Raw genomic sequence first — 16,136 nt, forward strand, 5'->3', positions numbered from 1 at the left:
GTCAGGTCACGAAGAGCTGGCGGGGGAAGTTGGTCAGCCGCTCAATACCCGTCTCGGTGATGGCGATCGTTTCAGACATCCCGAAGCCGCAGGCCAGCACGTAGGTATGGAAAACCATGCCTGGCTGGAAGTGCCAGTCGCAACCCGGCGCCGCTTCCAGCGGTTCCCCGCCGTTGGGCTGCAGCAGCAGGCCCACGGAATAGAAGGTCTTGTTGGTATAGGTTTCGCGCAGCCCCGACGAGAGCACGCCGTCGCGGTAGATCGCGTCCGGGACGGCGGCCGCGACGCCCGGCGCCACGGCGGCGATCGCCGCGTCCTGGATGCGGATCAACTGCTCGACGATACGCTGGTCCTCGTCGGTGGCGACGCCGACCTTCATCGGGCGCATGAAGCGCGCGTGATAGTGGCGGACATTGGGCGTGCATTCCAGCTGCACCACGTCGCCGCGCGCCAGCACGCGGTCGGAATAGCCGCCGTGCAGGTGGAAGGCACGCTCGCCCGAGGAAAGTACGCCGGGCCCGGGCAGATCGCTGCCGGCACGGATTATGGCGGCGCAGATCTCGGCCGCCATCTCCCGTTCGGTGGAGCTTTCTCCGGCCGCCTCGATGCCCGCCTGCATCCCCGCTTCCGCCGCACGGGCAGCCTGACGCTGATAGGCTATCTCGGCCGGCGACTTGATCAGCCGCATCCGCGCCACGAGGTGGCCCGCATCCTCGATGATGGCACCGGGCAGTGCGTCCCGGATCGCCAGGAACCGGGCCGCGTTCAGCACCCAGGCGGACAGCTCCACCGCCAGGCGCGGCGTGGCGCCCAGCGTCGCCCGGATGGCGCGGATGCCCACGTCGATCGGTACGTCGCTGTCGGTCCACAGGTCGCGACCGGCGAACACGCAGGTCTGGTCGAGGTAGTATTCCTCGACGTCGCGCGCCACGAGCACCGGCTCGCCTTCGGCCGGGATGATGGCGAACTGGAAGGTGCCGTAGGCGCGCGTGAAGTAGCCGGTCAGCCAGGTGACGGATTCAGGCAGGAAGGCCAGCAGCGCATCCTGTCCCGCTTCGCGCAAGGCCGTCTGCACGCGGGCGACCCGGGCGAGGTACTCCTCGCGCGGGAACCAGGGTTCGGCGATCCCGCGCATCAGTTGCCCTGCATCACGGCGGTATACTTCTCCTGCGCTTCCTGCCCGTGCTTGGCCCACCACTCGATGTCCATAAACAGAGCGTTGCTCAGGCGCTGCGGCGTCGAGGGCAGGCGGTCTAGGCGCGTGGGCTCGATCATGCTCAGGGCATCGGTGCGCGTGGGGCCGTAGGCGACGTACTTGCTGAAACGCGACTGTGCTTCCGCCGAGCTCATGTAGCGCAGGAACTTCACCGCGGCGTCACGGTTCGGCGCGCCCTTGACGATCATGAAGTAGCCGACCTGCGGCACGCTCTGTTCCCACGCCATGGCGATCGGCAGACCCTCATCCATGCCGGATTGAAAGCGGCCGTTCCAGCCCAGTGCCATCACCGCGTCGCCGCTGCCGAGCGCCTGCACCGGCTGCGCACCCGAGCTCCACCACACCGCGACCTGTGGCCGGATGGCGCGGATCTTGTTCAGGGCGCGCTCCATCCCGGCAGGGGTGGAAAGCGTCGGGTAGACGTCGGCCGGGGCCACGCCGTCCGCCAGGAGTGCTGCCTCCAGCACCGTGGCGGGCTTGTTGGGCAGGGTGCGCTTGCCGGGAAACTTCGCTACGTCCCAGAAGTCGGCGAAGCTCGTCGGATGGGCACCGGGAAAGGCTTTGGTGGAGTAGCCGATCAGCGTCGAGAAGATTTCCGACGGCACGCCGTACGGGTTGCGCGCGCCGGGGATCACCTGGCTCTGGTCGACCATGTCGTCGGTGATGCGCTCGAACAGGCCCTGCTGCACGCCCAGCATCAGCCCGGCGCCGCCCGCTGTTACCACGTCCCAGGACACCGAATGCGTCTCGACCATGGCGCGGATCTTGGCGGGCTCTGGCCCGGTATCCTCGGTCACGGTGACGCCGGTGGCCTTGGTGAAGGGTTCGATCCAGGCCTGACGAATGGCATCTTGGTAGCTGCCGCCCCAGGAAGCAAAGACCATTTCCTCGGCCTGCGCGGCGGGTGCCGCGCCGACCACGGCCGTCAGCATGGTGGCGGCAAGGGCGAGCACCCGAAGGCGCTGCGGGAAGAGCGGACGCGTCATGGCGTTCTCCGGACGGTGGATGCCTGGGTTGGGTGGCGTCACTGCAGGCACAGGCGGGCGAAGTTGTGCAGCATGGTCTTGGCTGGCTCGGCATCGGTGGCCGAACGCTTCAGCGCGTCCACCTCCGCACCGTCGCGCTCCAGGCGCGGACGGCTGTCCTCGAACCAGACCTGTGCCTGGGCGCGCGTGACCTCGGGGTGGCCCTGGATGCCCCAGACCGGGCGATCGCGGTAACGCCAGATCTGGTTGGGACACAGGTCACTGCTGGCGAGCACGCGCATGTCGGGATGATCTGCGCGCACCTCGTCGTTGTGCCAGACGAACATGTGCACGCGCCCGCCCACTTGGCCGGCGATCGGATCCGCGGCTGCCTCAGGCACCACGTCCAGCCACTTGTAGCCCACCTCGCAACTTTCGCGGCGGAACACCTGGTCACGGCCGCACAGGGCGGAGGCCAGGATCTGGTGGCCGAAGCACAGGCCCAGCATGGGGATGCCCCGCGCCTCGGCATCCTGGATCAGCGCATGCTCGCGATGGATGAAGGGGATGTCCTCGTAGGCGCCATGCGGGCTGCCCGACAGAAAGATACCGGCATAGGAAGACAGGTCTTCCGGGAACTCACCCTCGAAGGCCCAATGAACATCCACCTCCAGACCTTCGGAGGCGAAGCGTTCATCGAGCCGTGCGACGGAAATCCGCTTCGGGCCGTTGGACAGGTAGAGGAGCTTGCGGCTCATGGTGCGGGGGTCCTCCGCAAGGTGGCGATAATGGCGTCGCGGGCGTGATCGAGATGCACCCGCATCAGCTCGGCGGCGCGCTCAGGCTCGCGCGCCGCGATGGCGTCGAGGATGGCGAGGTGTTCCTGCTTGCCCTGCTCGAAGCGGGCGGGGATGCGGTGCAGGCCGAACATGCGGGTCCGCTGGCGGAGTTCCGTCACCAGCCGTCGCAGCTCGGCATTGCCGGACGCGAGTGCGACGCCGAGGTGCAGCCTGTCGTCCAGCGCCCAATGCGCTTCGTCAGTGAGCAGCTGGCCCTTCTCCATGCCCAGGATTTCGGCACGAATGGAAGCGACCTCCCCTGCGTCCATGTGAAGCGCCGCCTGTTGCGCGGCCTCGCCTTCCAGCAGCCAGCGGATCCGGAGAATGTCCATGATCTCCGGCACCGTGATGGTGGCGACCACCAGCATCCGCCCGTTCCGCTGCAGGAGCCGCTCACCTTCCAGCCGGCCCAGCGCATCGCGCACCGGGGTGCGGGACAGGCCCAGCTCCTCGGCCAGGCGGCGTTCCTGCACGATCTGGCCGGCCGCCAACAGGCCTTCGTCCATCATGGCTCGCAGCCGGGCATAGGCGGTCAGGGCCAAGCTCTGAACATCCATCTGGGGCAGGGTTGGCACGCATCGCATGCCATAGCGGTATGCACGTGGTATGCCAGCGAGGATATGAACCCGTCGTTCGGCGCTCCGCACCCCCCCCCACTGCGAGCCGCCAGGCTTCAGGGCGGGCGGCGATGCCATGAGATGTTGAAACGTCTTCAGGGCAGGGCCACGCCGGCATGGGCAAGCGGTAAGGGCGCGGTGTTAGCTGGGCGCTTTGAACAGGAGCGACGGTGCCCTGGACAGCCGGCTCGCACCTATCACTCATCTGTACGGGACCGAGACCCATCTACCAGCGGCCAACTACATTGGCCGACATGGACCGTCATTGGTCACCACCCGGGCTCCGATCAGCCAGAGGCGATGTCGGCCGATCAAGGAGGTGCGAAACTCTTGATCGGTCTGACCCGGAGCAGGGATGAAACCCTACGCCCAGGCTGTCGAGCAGCATGGCACGCACTTACCCAAACGAAGACTGCTGTGCAGGGCGGACATCACCGCGATGATCTAAGCCGCCTGTGGCCCCTTCCACCCTTTTCGCTGGCAGCTTCAAGGCGGCTTAAGGGGCGACTGGAGGTGCTGCCAAAAGCGCAGGTCCGGGTGCTTATACCTAGCGTCCTTTCTGACACCGAGGCTGAGGGTCGACGATTGTCCCAAGGCGCTGAGAGTGCATTCGTCGACGCGGAATATAGCGTCCCTGGAGCATCAGCACTGACAGACTGGATCGCCGCGAGGACTCCTTATTGCTTCGGCGCCTTCCAGGCACCGCGTTGCCTTTCAATGTCGACGGCGTCACCATCTCCCTCGACAGACCCGACGGAGCCACATCATGAGCCAGCTTTCCTCACCGCCCCGTCGTGCACTCGGCCGTATGGCTCTGGCTGGCGCGGCAGCTCTGGTGGCCCCGCTCGGTCGTCCTGGCGTCGCGCGAGCGCAGGACCGCGCGAAGCTCCTGCGCTTCGTGCCGCAGGCAGACCTTGCGGTGCTCGACCCCGTGTTCACCACTGCGGCCGTCACCACCGCTCATGCCGAGATGGTGTTCGACAACCTGTACGGTCTGGATGAGCAGTACCGGCCACAGCCGCAGATGGTGCAAGGCCATACCGTCTCGGATGATGGCCTGACCTGGACCATGGTGTTACGCGACGGCCTGCGTTTCCACGACAACACGCCCGTGCTGGCCCGCGACTGCGTGGCCAGCATTCAGCGTTGGGGCGCGCGCGACATGTACGGCCAGGAGGTGATCGCGCGATCGCACGAGATTGCGGCGATGGATGACCGCACCCTCCGCTTCCGTCTCAAACAGCAGTTCCCGCTCCTGCCGGCGGCATTGGGCAAGAACGGCTCCTCGGTGCTGGTGATCATGCCCGAGCGGCTGGCGAAGACGCCCGCCACCACACAGGTGACGGAGATGGTAGGCAGCGGCCCCTACCGCTTCCTCGCGGAGGAGCGCATGTCCGGCGCCCGCGCTGCCTACGCCCGCTTCGAGGGCTACCTGCCCCGCCCCGGCGGCACGCTCAGCCGCCTCGCCGGACCGAAGGTGGCGCATTTCGACCGCGTCGAATGGCATATCATTCCCGACCAGGCGACCGCCGCCTCGGCACTGATGGCGGGCGAGGTGGACTGGCTCGAAACCACCTCGAGCGACATCGCGCCGATCTTCGCCGGCAATGACGCGCTCAAGGTTCGTCTGCAGGAGGACCGCTTCAGCACCATCCTGCGCTTCAACTGGCTGCAGCCGCCCTTCAACAACCCGGGCATCCGCCGTGCCTTGCTGGGCGCGGTCCACCAGCAGGACTTCATGACGGCAGGATACGGCTCCGACCCCACAAATTGGTTCGCCGACGTCGGCTTCTTCACCTCAGACTCGCCGATGGCCAGCAAAGTGGCGCTGGAGCCACTGCTGGGCCCACGCGACTTTGCGAAGGTGAAACGTGACCTCCAGGCCGCCGGCTACAAGAACGAGCGCGTGGTGCTGCTGCAGGCTGACGACTACCCGACGCTGAAAGGACTTGCGGAAATGGCAGCCGACACGCTCAAGCGCGCCGGCATGAACGTCGAGGTCCAGAACGGCGACTGGGGCACCATCAGCACGCGACGCGCCAACAAGGGGTCGCTGGACCAGGGCGGCTGGAGTGCCTTCGTCACGGGCCTGAGCAACACCATCGACCCGGGCGGCCATCTCGGCCTGCGGGCCAACGGGGACAAGGCCTGGTTCGGCTGGCCCGACAGCGCGAAGCTGGAGGCACTGCGACAGGACTGGCTCTCGGCCGGTGACGTGGCGGCGCAGCACAGCATCTGCGAAGGAATGCAGCGGCAGGCGATGGAGGACGTGCCCTACATCCCGCTGGGCGAGTACCGCACCCTTACGGCGCATAGTGCCGATCTGACCGGCTTCTCGCCCGGCGCACCGTTGTTCTTCGGTGTGCGGCGTCGCTGAAGCAACACCAATGCAATGCCAAGCTCTTGGTAAGGGAGCTTGAGCCCACACGTTAACGACGACGCAGCGGTCATCGGGGGGCTGTCGTACTTCCCGATGCCGTTCGGTGTCTTTACGCGATTCAGCAGAGCTGGGCAGGCTTGCCTCGTCCGCGCACGTAACGCGGCCGATTGATATCATACCTGGGCGAGTACAGGATCCATGATCCCTGATGTCGGCCCGCCGTGCAGGCCGGCTCAGCCATCTGCCAAGTGCCGCCGCCAGTCTTCTCAAAGATAATCGGGACCCAAGGTTGGAATCCTGCCACTGTGCGCACCATCGTCGCCGGTATTGCTGCGCCGCGGGCGCCAGAAGTCCGCAATGCCTACCACCTTCGCTGTCGATCCCGACGAGACGCCCCCGGCGGTCCTGGTAAAGGCCGATCCCTGCTATCGAAACGTGACACGGCAGCGATATTCATATCGGCTTTCCCCAGAAGGTAGTGTCTCGCCGGGTAGCTGTGGAGCAGGCAAACCTGTGCTATGTTGCACAGCTGATGCACCGTAGGCGAAGCTCTCAAGATCGCCTTGCTGAGATGAGGAGCTTTCTTGTCGCAGGAACGCCTGTCGTCATCGACAGACCTAGCTTCGCAACTGGAAATCCTCCGTACGACCTCTCTTACCCAGGCGGTCGAGGGCGAGTTGGAGCGAATGATTGTTGGCGGTGAACTGGCTGGTGGAAGCCACGTGTCCGAGCAAGCTCTGGCACAGAAACTAGGGGTTAGCCGCGGTCCGGTACGAGAAGCGTTCCGCTCTCTCGAGCAGGCTGGTTTGCTGGTCTCGATCCGTAACCGCGGTGTCTTCGTCCGGCTCATCGATCTGGCCGAGGTTCTTGAGCTCTACAGCGTTCGAGCTGCGCTGGAAGGCGAGATGGCGTCCAGTCTCTTCGGTCAGGTGACACCGGCGCTGGAAAAGAGGCTGCGCCAGGTCGTGCGCGACATGCGGAAGGTCGCCCGCAGCAAGGATTTCGCGGCCTTCTACCCGCTGAACATCCGCTTTCACGAATTTCTGGCTGACGCCTGCACCAACCGGCGGCTCGTGGCGACCTATCGCGGCGTCGTACGCGACCTTCACCTGTACCGACGGGAAAGCCTGGACCGCTTCGGATCGCTCCAGGGCTCCGCCGACGCGCACGCCCGCCTGATCGAGATCCTGCTGGCGGAGCCTGAAGCCGTGATCCGGGAGGAGTTCCGTGCGCATGTGTTGACCGGGCGCGAACGGCTGGAGCGGGGACACACCCAACCCTGAACCCGGGGAGGTGAGGTTCGCCGGCCCTTCCCGGAAGGGCCGGCGAATCCGCGGTGACGTCAGTGGCCGTCGCTGGTGGATGAGTTAACGGGCACGCCGCAGGTCACATTCCGCTTCGCGCATCCTGGGCTGACAGACCGACCGCGCTGGACGCAGCATGCAACTCAGGTTCCCACGTGAACGTCGGTCAGCTGCGGGAACCAGCTCTGCGCCTGCACGTAGCCCCGCAGCTTCGGCGACAATGCCCGTGGATTGAGGTCATGTGCCACGAAGACGTAGACCGCATCGTCCACCAAGAGTGCGTGCGCCTTCGCCAGCAGCGCGTCCTGTGCTGCCGGGTCGAAGGTGGCGGTGGCCTGTTCGATCAGCGCGTCTACCTCCGGGTTGCGGTAGCTGCCCCAGTTGAAACCGTCCGGCGGGTCCTTGCGGCTGCTGAACTGCCGGGTAAAGGCGGTGGCCGGGTCGATCGGACCGTAGCTGTTGTTGATGGCGTCGATGTTGCGGTTGACCTCAGCCCTGGCGCCGACACGCCGGCGGCCGCGGAGGGTTTCCCATTCCAGCACCTCGAACTGGAGGTCGATGCCGACCTCGGCCAGGTTCTGCTGGATGAACTCGTTCATCGGCTGCGGCTGCATCTGGCCGGATCCGCTGGTGGAGATTGCCACGCGCAGCACCGGCTTCTTATCGGGTCCGAAGCCAGCCTCGCGTAGCAGGCGCTTTGCTTCCTCGGGGTCGTGGCGGATCTTGAAGCTCGGCGCCCCGTACCAGGGATGCCCCTCGTAGACGTAGCCGGTGGCCGGCCGCATCGTGCCCCCCAGAAGTTCCGTCAGACCGTCGCGGTCGATGGCAAGGTTGACCGCCTTGCGCACCCGCAGGTCGTTCCACGGGCTGCCAGGCAGGCGGCTCGGCTCATAGGGCCAGATGTGGGGGTACAGGTTGGTGACCACCTGCATGCCACCCGCCTTCATGCCGGGCAGGATGTCGGGGGCGGGGGCTTCCACCCAGTCCACCTGCCCCGCCATCAGCGCATTGGAACGGGCGGTGGCGTCGGGGGTTGGCAGCAGCACGATCCGCTCTGCCTTGGGGATGCGCTTCAAGTCCCAATATTCGGCGTTGCGCACCAACGCGAGGCTCTGACGCGGCACCAGCTGTTCCACTCGGAAGGGGCCGGTGCCGGAAGGCCGCTTCGCGACCTCGCCCCAGTCGCGGCCGCACTCCTCCCAGCGGGTGGGGCTGGAGAAGAGAAGGTAGGAGACCTCGAAGGGGAAGAAGGCGTCGACTTCCCGGGTGGTGATGCGCACCGTGTCAGGAGCCAGCACGTCGTAGCCGGCGATGGCCGGCAGGCGACCACGCACCTGGCCGGCCTGGCGCGCATCGAACTGTGGCGAGGCCTCGTCATAGATCTTGTGCAGGTTCCACACCACGGCCGCGGCGTCGAAGAGGGAACCGTCGTGGAAGCGCACCCCCTGCCGCAACCGGAAGATCCAGTGGCGCCGATCGGCCGGGTCGGTTTCCCAGCTCAGCGCCAGTCCCGGCACCAGCTTCGGCGCGACGTCGGCGCGCGACAGGTCCCAGTTCACCAGCGCGTCGTAGATCGTGTAGCCCGTGAAGCGGTAGCCCTCCATGCCCTGATCCGGTTGTCCGGTGGTCAGCGGGATATCGGCCGCAGTCATGGCGATCCGCACGGTGCCGCCGCCTGAGGGTGCGGTGGTCTGGGCCTGCGCGGCAGCCGGCCGCAGTGCCGGCAGGGCGGCGAGCGCCGCACCGCCCAGCAGCAGGGCGCGGCGGTTCACAGAACGAATGGCGTTAGCCGTCGCGCCAACCGTCACCTCGGCAAGGCCGCTTCGGGACGCGGCGACGTCCCGGGCACGAGGAGAGACGGAGACGCCGGCCAGATGTGGCGTGCGTTCCTCCGCCTCGGCGGAGACGGCGCGAGGGGCATCATTGGAACGGCAGGGCATCTCAGATCTCCTGGCTCTCAGGCGCGGTAAGCAGGTCCTCGATCCAGCCCGCAATGGCGCAGAGCGACGCGTCGTGCTCGCGGAAGCCGCAGAGTTGCAGCCCGAGCGGGAGCTCCTCGCTGGCAAGAAGCGGCATGGAGAAGGCAGGGGCCGCCACCATGGTCCAGGGCAAGGGATAGGAGCGCGAGCCGGTGAAGGCATGATCGCGGATCGCCGGACCGGACGAGGACAGGGCCAGGAAGCCATCGGCGCGGGCGCGCAGGGCCTCGACCTTCACGCGCAGCTCGGCGCGACGGTTCAGCGCACGCTCATAGGCGGCCGCGTCCATCGCGGCGGCGTGGCGCAGCAGGTGCTGGATGCGACCACCCACCATGGCCGTCCCATGTCCCGCCACGTAGGTCCGCAGCGGCCAGCGGGCTTCCCAGGCCAGGATATCGTAGGAGTAGTCGTTCGCGTCGGCGAGCTCAGCTTCCAGGGCCGCCACCTCGGTATCAGCATGGCGGTCGAGGATCCGCACCCCTGCGGTCGCGATCCGTGCCAGCGCAGACTCGAAAGCGGCACGGGAATCCGGCGGCGTTTCAGCCCATCCCTGCATGTCCAGGCGCACCAGCACCTCGGGGCGACGCGGCGCCGGCGCTTCGACGGGGCCCTGGAGGCCCGGGTGCGGCGCATTGCCGCCGACGCCAGCGGCGATGGCCATGGCACCCGCCCAGGCATCGGCGCGCGAGGCCGCGATGATGCCCAAGTGGTCCTGCGACAGGGCCAGCGGCGTGACGCCGCCAGTGTTCAGTGCGTCATGGCTGGGCTTGAAGCCCCAGGCGCCGCAGTATCCGGCGGGCCGGATCGTGGACGCCTGGGTCTGCGTGCCCAGCGCCAGGCTGACCATGCCAGCCCCCACGGCGGCGGCCGAGCCCGAGGAGGAGCCACCGGGCGTGCGCGCGGTGTCATAAGGGTTGCGGGTGGGACCAGAATTGCCCACCGCGAACTCCGTGGTCACCGTCTTGCCCAGCACCACCGCACCTGCCTGGCGCAGCGCCAGCACGGCCGCCGCATCGCGCCGCGAGTGCCAGCCTTGGTAGATCGGGCTGTTCATTTCGGTCGGGAAGTCGGCTGTCTCGATCATGTCCTTGATTGCCACCGGCATGCCGTCGATGGGCGAGAGCGGCGTTCCCGCAGCCCAGCGCAGGGTAGCCGCCGCCGCCGCCGCGCGGGCCGCCGCGAGGTCATGCCGCACGAAGGCCCGCACCGATGGCTCGTGCTGGACCATTGCCGTGAGGCAGCGTTCAAGAAACGCCGTGGGCGTATCAGTGCCAGCACGGAATGCAGCAACGGCGCCACTGAAGGAGCGCGAAAGCCCCTCCTCCGGCGCGTAGGCGATGCGACGCGGGACGATGTCGGCCGGGAGCGGCGGGACAGCCCATTCGGCGGCTTCGGAAGCGCTGGTCTGGGACATGGCAGGCAACTCCTGTGCAAGACATTGAAGGCCAGGGGGATGGAGAGGTGCGGCGGGGATCAACCGTGGCGGAGCGCTGCGGCACCGGGCGTTACACGCACCGCCCTGGCGATGCGGGTGCCGACCCACGCGAACCGCACCGCAGCTACCGCTCAGCTCAAGGCGCGGCGCACCGTCTCAGCGGCGCTGCAGAGCGCGGCATCCTCGCGGAACTGTCCGACGAGTTGCAGGCCCAGCGGCATGCCGCGCGGCCCCTGCAGCACCGGCAGCGACAGCGCCGGAACGTAGAGCGCCGTCCAAAGCGTGTTGAATACCGGATCGCCGGTGACGGTGAGGCCGCTGAGCGCCTCGCCACGGGCACTGGGCGTCAGGACGACGTCCAGGCCACGCGTCAGGCTGGCGTATTCGCGTCGCATCTCCGCCAGCCGATCCAGCGCGGCATGGTAGTCGCGGCGCGTGACCCGCAAACCGTCGCCGGCGCGACCCTCCACGAGCACCGGGCTGAGCATCGCACCACGCTCGGTGCGCTCCCAGGCGATGGAACGTGCGAACTCGTAGCCCGACACGGTGCGGTGCAACGTCAGCACGTCAGCGAAGCCGGCCGGCAATTCGAGGTCGCTGATCCGGGCACCCGCCCGCCTGAGCCGCTCGGCGGCGTCCTCGATCGCGGTCCGGGTCGTGGGTTCCGCCTGATCCCAGAAGGGGCTGCGGCAGAAGCCAATCCGCAGGTCACCCAGGGGTGGCGGCGCGAATTCTTCGACAGGCTGCCGCAGCAGGGCGGCGCGCGACAGCACGATATCCTCCACGCCCTGCGTCATCAGTCCCAGGGTGTCGAAGCTGCTGGCACAGTCATAAACGCCGGAGCGGGTGAACTCACCGAAACTCGGCTTGTAGCCTACTACGCCGCAGAACGAGGCCGGGCGCAGAACCGACCCGGTCGTCTGCGTGCCCAGCGCCAGTGGTACCATGCCGGCGCCGACTGCCGCGGCCGAGCCGGACGAGGAGCCACCGGGCGTGCTGTTCGGGTCGTGCGGGTTGCGCGTCTTGCCGGGGTGGAAATGCGCGAGCTCGGTGGACACCGTCTTGCCGAAGCAGACCGCACCACCCTCGCGCAGCAGCGCCACGCAGCCGGCATCACGCGGGGAACGATAGCCCTCGAAGATCGGGGTACCATGGGTGGTGGGGAGCCCGAAGACCTCGATGATGTCCTTCACGCCGAAGGGAATGCCATGCATCGGCCCGGCAACGGGTGAACGGTCACGGTGGCGCGCCTCGGCCAGCGCGCCCTCGGCATCCAGCGCCTGCCAGGCCTGTACCGCCGGTTCGCGCTCGGCAATGCGGTCGAGGCAGAGGCGCGTCAGTGCCTCGGCCGTCAGGTCGCCGCGTGCGATCCGCCGCGCAGCCTCGGCGATGGTGGGAGCGGGGGATGTCATGCGCGTGCCTTTCAGGCGGCCAACAGGCGGATGCGATCCGGCGCGACCCAATGGTAAAGCGTGGCGCCCGGGTGCAGGCCCTCGGCGCTGAAGCTGTGCAGGCGGAAGCGGTGCTCGCCGGATCGGGCCCAGATCTCGTGCGCGCCGCCGGTGTAGAGCAGCTTCTCCACGCGGCTCTCGAACAGGTTGGGTACGTCAACCGGTGCGCTCGGCGCCATCTGCCAGTCCTGCGGTCGGACGCTCAGCAGTACCGGCCCGGACACGGCGGCGTCGTGGGCGCAGCGCAGGCTCCGACCGGAGGCTCGCAGGTCGACCCCGTCGGCATGACTGCCGACGACCTCCGCCTCGATCAGGTTCGTGGTGCCGATGAAGCCCGCCACGAACCGGGATGCGGGACGCTCATAGATCTCAGCGGGGGTTCCGGTCTGCACGACGGCACCGGCGTTCATGACCACGATCCGATCACTCATGGTCATGGCCTCCATCTGGTCGTGGGTGACGAAGACGGTGGTCAGGCCGGTCTTTTCCTGGAGCTCCTTGAGCTCGATCCGCATTTCCTCGCGCAAGGCCGCGTCAAGGTTGCTCAGCGGCTCGTCCAGCAGCAGGACGTCAGGCTCGTAGACCAGGGCGCGCGCGAAGGAGACTCGCTGCTGCTGCCCACCCGAGAGTTGTCCTGGGTAGCGCCCGGCCAAGGGGGTCAGGCGCACAAGCCGCAGCGCCTCCTCGACGCGGCGACGCCGCTCATCCTTGCCGACGCGCCGCAGGCGCAGCCCGTAGGCGACATTCTCGGCCACTGTCATGTGTGGCCAAAGACCGTAGCTCTGAAACACCATCCCAAGATTGCGCTGGCTGGTGGGTACGGACACGCCGGCTGCGGGGTCGCTGACGGTGCGACCACCGATCCGGATGGTGCCCGAGTCCGGCACTTCAAACCCAGCGATCATGTTGAGCGTCGTGGTCTTGCCGCAGCCGGAAGGACCCAGCAGCGTCACCATCTCACCGGCCTCGACCCGAAGGTCCACCCGGTGAACGGCCGTGACGGGGCCGTAGCTCTTGCGCAGCGCAGCGATCTCCACGGGTTTCATGGAATGGCTCCAGTCGGGTTGGCGAAGCGGGCAAGAAGCTTGATGAGAGCAAGAGAAGCGAGCGACACCGCCACCAGCACGAGGGACAGCAGGGACACGTACTGGAAGGAAGCCTCGTCCCAGAGCAGGTAGAGGGCCACGGCGACTGTCTCGTGGTTGGAGGTGTAGAGCATCACCGAGGCCGAGAGCTCGCGCATCATGCTGACGAACATCAGCATCCAGCCGGCGAGCACGCCCGGGATCACGACGGGAACGAGGATGCGGAAGAACGTCCACATCCAGCTGGCGCCACAAATCACCGACGCTTTCTCAAGATCAGGCGAGACCTGCAGCATGACGCTCGCCACCGACTTGATGCCGAAGGGCAGGTAACGGGTGATGTAGGCCAGGAACAGGATCGTGAAGGTGCCGTAGAGTTGGAAGGGAGGCCGGATGTATGCCCAGAGCAGGCCGACCGCGATCACCGCGCCTGGAATGGCGATGGGCGCCAGCGCCAGAAACTCCAGGAAGCAACGACCCCGCCAACGCTCGCGCGTGGTGAAGTAGGCGCACAGCGTGGCCAGCAGGACGCCGGCCGTGGCGCCACCGACGCTGAGCATCAGGCTGTTCCCGATGGCACGCCAGAGCATCGGGCTGGCCTGACCGGTGAAGAAACGGGTGATCCACTCAGTGGTCAGATTCGCCGAAGTGACCGGCAGGCCGGAGGAGCGGATGACGCTACCGTAGAGGAAAACTAGGTAGGGCAGCACTGCCGCCAGCAACAGGTAGAGTGCCGGCAGCATCAATACAGGGAGGCGCCAACGGCCGAGCCGCACGAGCTGCGCACGGAATGCCTTGCCACTGACCGTGGTGTAGCTCTTGTCTCGACCCAGCGCCCGCTGCTGCAGCCACAACGCCGCCGCGCAGACCAGGAGCAGGGGCATCGACAGTGCGGCGGCCTCGTTGAAGCGCGGTGGCACACCGCCCAGCAAGCGGTAGATCTGCGTCACAAAGACGTACTGCCCGCCCGGCGAGCCGATCGTGGCAGGAATGGCAAAGATCTCGAGTGCCTGGATCAAGACCAGCAGGGCGCTGGAGGCGATGGCCGGCAGCGCCAGCGGCAGCGTCACGGTGAAGAGGATGCGCAGCGGCCCGGCACCGGTGACTGCCGCCGCGTTCTCCAGCGACGGATCCATGTTCTGCAGTGACACCGAAACCAGCAGGAACACGTAGGGGGTGAGGTTCAGCGCCATCACCAGGACCATGCCGTGCAGGGTGAAGATGTTCACCAGCGGCGTGGTCGAGCCCGTGAGTGCCATCCAGGCCGTGTTGAGGAAGCCACTGTTCGGTCCACCCAGGTACGACCAGGCAATGGCCCCTACCATCGGCGGCGTGATGAAGGGCACGAGGGCCACGAGGTTGAACAGCCGCTTGAAGGGAACGTCGGTGCGGGCGATCACCCAGGCCATCGGCACGCCGACGGCCACGGCCGCCACGGTGGTGCCCACGGCCATCAGCACCGTGTTCCATAACACCGCCGGCAGGTACGGGCTGCTGAACACACGTTCGTAGGCACGCAGAGTGAAGCCGCCACGCATCGGATTGAGCTGCAGGCTGCCCAGCACCATCCAGAACAGCGGATACAGCACCAGAGCGGCGACGATGACCACGGTCAACACGCGCACCACATCCACCGTGGCCACGCGCCGCCGCCAGAGCGGGGTGGTGGTAGCCGGCAGCGTCAGCAGGGTGGGAGAGAGCTGCTTCACGACTCAGCCGCGGCCGTTCTGCAGGGTGCGGGTCATGAAGTCGCGATAGTCATCCTGCTCCTCAAAAACGCGCTTCCAGTCGGCCTGGAGCAGCGTCATGTGCTCGAACGGCTCGAAGCCTGCTGGGGGAGCCACGTCGCGGCGGCCGGAATAGCTACCCACGCGGCTGACCATGATGCGCTGCCCTGGTGCCGAGATCACGAAGTCGAAGACCTTCTCGGCCGTGGCGCGGTGCGGCGCCCCGGCGACGATGCCGAAGGGGGCAGGCACCACGGGGACGCCGTCGGCGGTCGGCGCGAAGGCAATGGGCGCTCCCTGCATGATGCGCTGCTGGGCCAGGTATTCGAAGGTAATGCCGATGTCGCGCTCGCCACGCGCGACGGCATCCACGGTGCCGGGCATGCCGCTCTGGATCAGCACGTCGTTCTTGGCGAGTGCTGTGATGTAGTCCTTGCCGAAGCCCTTGGCGCCCCAGAAGAAGTCCCAGGTACCCGCGGCCTGGAACGGGTCCGCCGCGACGATGCGGCCGCGCCAGCGTGGATCAAGCAGGTCATGCCAGGAGTGCGGCAGATCGGCGGGCTTCACCTTGTCCTTGTTGTAGATGATGCGCAGCGTCGACACGCGCAGGGCTACCGTGCCAGTGCCGGGATCCTTCGCAAAATCGTAGAAGGCGGCCGCCTCGGGCCGCTTGGCGGCCTCGGTATCCACCCAGCCCTCATCGGCCAGCATGTACCAGCCAGGAGCGTAGCTGAAGTGCAGCAGGTCAATCTTCGCAGCGCCCGCGGAGCGCTCCGAAACGAAACGCTGAAACAGGCCAACGCCACCGCCACGCACCCAGTTCACCGTCAGATCCGGCATGGTTTCCTTCATGCCGGCGATGATCGCCTGATTATCCTCGGAGGTGAGCGAGGAGTAGAAGTTGACGTCGGCCGCGATGCCGGGACGCACGAGGCCGACCGCGACGACGAGTGCCAGACTGAGGCGAAGCAGATTTCTCATGAGCGGCTCCAGATCCTTGTGCAGATCGGCCAGCAGGCATTCCCGGGCCGGGATGCATGCGTGCGTGCGTTGAACGGCAGGTGAGCAAGCACCGTGCCAGCACTGAGTCCGTAGGGGTCCGAGAATGATGTTGCGATCATGTGCACTTCGCATCGGC

General features: G+C 67.0%; 12 protein-coding genes. 2 read left to right on the top strand and 10 right to left on the bottom strand.

From position 1 onward, the window contains the following. Position 1: 1 nt before the first annotated feature. Genes ACFFGY_RS02325 through ACFFGY_RS02340 form a run of 4 tightly spaced genes read right to left on the bottom strand, consistent with a single transcriptional unit; the run spans position 2 to position 3,562 of the window. Positions 2–1,135, bottom strand: coding sequence for a M24 family metallopeptidase (locus tag ACFFGY_RS02325; protein ID WP_377042760.1), 1,134 nt, complete (start codon positions 1,133–1,135; stop codon positions 2–4). Further along, a complete protein-coding gene (locus tag ACFFGY_RS02330) occupies positions 1,135–2,202 on the bottom strand; it encodes an ABC transporter substrate-binding protein (protein WP_377042761.1) in 1,068 nt (355 codons plus the stop codon). The genes ACFFGY_RS02325 and ACFFGY_RS02330 overlap by 1 nt, the downstream gene beginning before the upstream one ends. A gap of 38 nt (positions 2,203–2,240) precedes the next feature. Beyond that, positions 2,241–2,939 (bottom strand): type 1 glutamine amidotransferase, encoded by a 699-nt coding sequence (locus ACFFGY_RS02335; protein ID WP_377042762.1) that lies wholly within the window; start codon positions 2,937–2,939, stop codon positions 2,241–2,243. Further along, on the bottom strand, positions 2,936–3,562 hold the full coding sequence (locus tag ACFFGY_RS02340) for a GntR family transcriptional regulator (protein WP_377042763.1): 627 nt from the start codon (positions 3,560–3,562) through the stop codon (positions 2,936–2,938). Before ACFFGY_RS02340 ends, ACFFGY_RS02335 begins: the two co-directional genes overlap by 4 nt. 841 nt (positions 3,563–4,403) lie before the next feature. On the opposite strand from ACFFGY_RS02340, the gene ACFFGY_RS02345 reads away from it, so the two are divergent. Continuing rightward, positions 4,404–6,014 carry an ABC transporter substrate-binding protein gene (locus ACFFGY_RS02345; RefSeq protein ID WP_377042764.1) on the top strand — a complete coding sequence of 537 codons (1,611 nt, stop codon included), beginning with the start codon at positions 4,404–4,406 and terminating at the stop codon, positions 6,012–6,014. A 587-nt stretch (positions 6,015–6,601) separates the two neighbouring features. Continuing rightward, positions 6,602–7,300, top strand: coding sequence for an FCD domain-containing protein (locus ACFFGY_RS02350; RefSeq protein ID WP_377042765.1), 699 nt, complete (start codon positions 6,602–6,604; stop codon positions 7,298–7,300). Between the two features lie 164 nt (positions 7,301–7,464). Here ACFFGY_RS02350 and ACFFGY_RS02355 read toward each other — a convergent pair whose 3' ends face one another. From ACFFGY_RS02355 to ACFFGY_RS02380, 6 genes are all read right to left on the bottom strand, one after another. Further along, complete coding sequence (locus tag ACFFGY_RS02355; protein WP_377042766.1) at positions 7,465–9,093, bottom strand: ABC transporter substrate-binding protein; 1,629 nt, start codon at positions 9,091–9,093, stop codon at positions 7,465–7,467. A 169-nt stretch (positions 9,094–9,262) separates the two neighbouring features. Next, entirely contained in the window at positions 9,263–10,714 is a 1,452-nt protein-coding gene (locus ACFFGY_RS02360; RefSeq protein WP_377042767.1) for an amidase family protein, read from the bottom strand. Between the two features lie 152 nt (positions 10,715–10,866). After that, the gene (locus ACFFGY_RS02365) at positions 10,867–12,147 is read right to left on the bottom strand and encodes an amidase (RefSeq protein ID WP_377042768.1); all 1,281 of its coding nucleotides are present in this window, start codon (positions 12,145–12,147) and stop codon (positions 10,867–10,869) included. Positions 12,148–12,158: 11 nt separating this feature from the next. Beyond that, positions 12,159–13,232, bottom strand: coding sequence for an ABC transporter ATP-binding protein (locus tag ACFFGY_RS02370; RefSeq protein WP_377042769.1), 1,074 nt, complete (start codon positions 13,230–13,232; stop codon positions 12,159–12,161). After that, complete coding sequence (locus ACFFGY_RS02375) at positions 13,229–14,980, bottom strand: ABC transporter permease (RefSeq protein ID WP_377042770.1); 1,752 nt, start codon at positions 14,978–14,980, stop codon at positions 13,229–13,231. The genes ACFFGY_RS02370 and ACFFGY_RS02375 overlap by 4 nt, the downstream gene beginning before the upstream one ends. A 3-nt stretch (positions 14,981–14,983) precedes the next feature. Further along, positions 14,984–15,979 carry an ABC transporter substrate-binding protein gene (locus tag ACFFGY_RS02380; protein WP_377042772.1) on the bottom strand — a complete coding sequence of 332 codons (996 nt, stop codon included), beginning with the start codon at positions 15,977–15,979 and terminating at the stop codon, positions 14,984–14,986. Positions 15,980–16,136 lie beyond the last annotated feature (157 nt).

This window comes from Roseomonas elaeocarpi, from assembly GCF_042433915.1.
Lineage (GTDB): Bacteria > Pseudomonadota > Alphaproteobacteria > Acetobacterales > Acetobacteraceae > Roseomonas > Roseomonas elaeocarpi.

Excerpts from the sequence above, each read along its gene's own strand:
- ACFFGY_RS02360 (WP_377042767.1), bottom strand. The coding sequence starts at position 10,714 with ATGTCCCAGACCAGCGCTTCCGAAGCCGCCGAATGGGCTGTCCCGCCG.
- ACFFGY_RS02365 (WP_377042768.1), bottom strand. The coding sequence starts at position 12,147 with ATGACATCCCCCGCTCCCACCATCGCCGAGGCTGCGCGGCGGATCGCA.
- ACFFGY_RS02325 (WP_377042760.1), bottom strand. The coding sequence starts at position 1,135 with ATGCGCGGGATCGCCGAACCCTGGTTCCCGCGCGAGGAGTACCTCGCC.
- ACFFGY_RS02345 (WP_377042764.1), top strand. The coding sequence starts at position 4,404 with ATGAGCCAGCTTTCCTCACCGCCCCGTCGTGCACTCGGCCGTATGGCT.
- ACFFGY_RS02370 (WP_377042769.1), bottom strand. The coding sequence starts at position 13,232 with ATGAAACCCGTGGAGATCGCTGCGCTGCGCAAGAGCTACGGCCCCGTC.
- ACFFGY_RS02330 (WP_377042761.1), bottom strand. The coding sequence starts at position 2,202 with ATGACGCGTCCGCTCTTCCCGCAGCGCCTTCGGGTGCTCGCCCTTGCC.
- ACFFGY_RS02380 (WP_377042772.1), bottom strand. The coding sequence starts at position 15,979 with ATGAGAAATCTGCTTCGCCTCAGTCTGGCACTCGTCGTCGCGGTCGGC.
- ACFFGY_RS02335 (WP_377042762.1), bottom strand. The coding sequence starts at position 2,939 with ATGAGCCGCAAGCTCCTCTACCTGTCCAACGGCCCGAAGCGGATTTCC.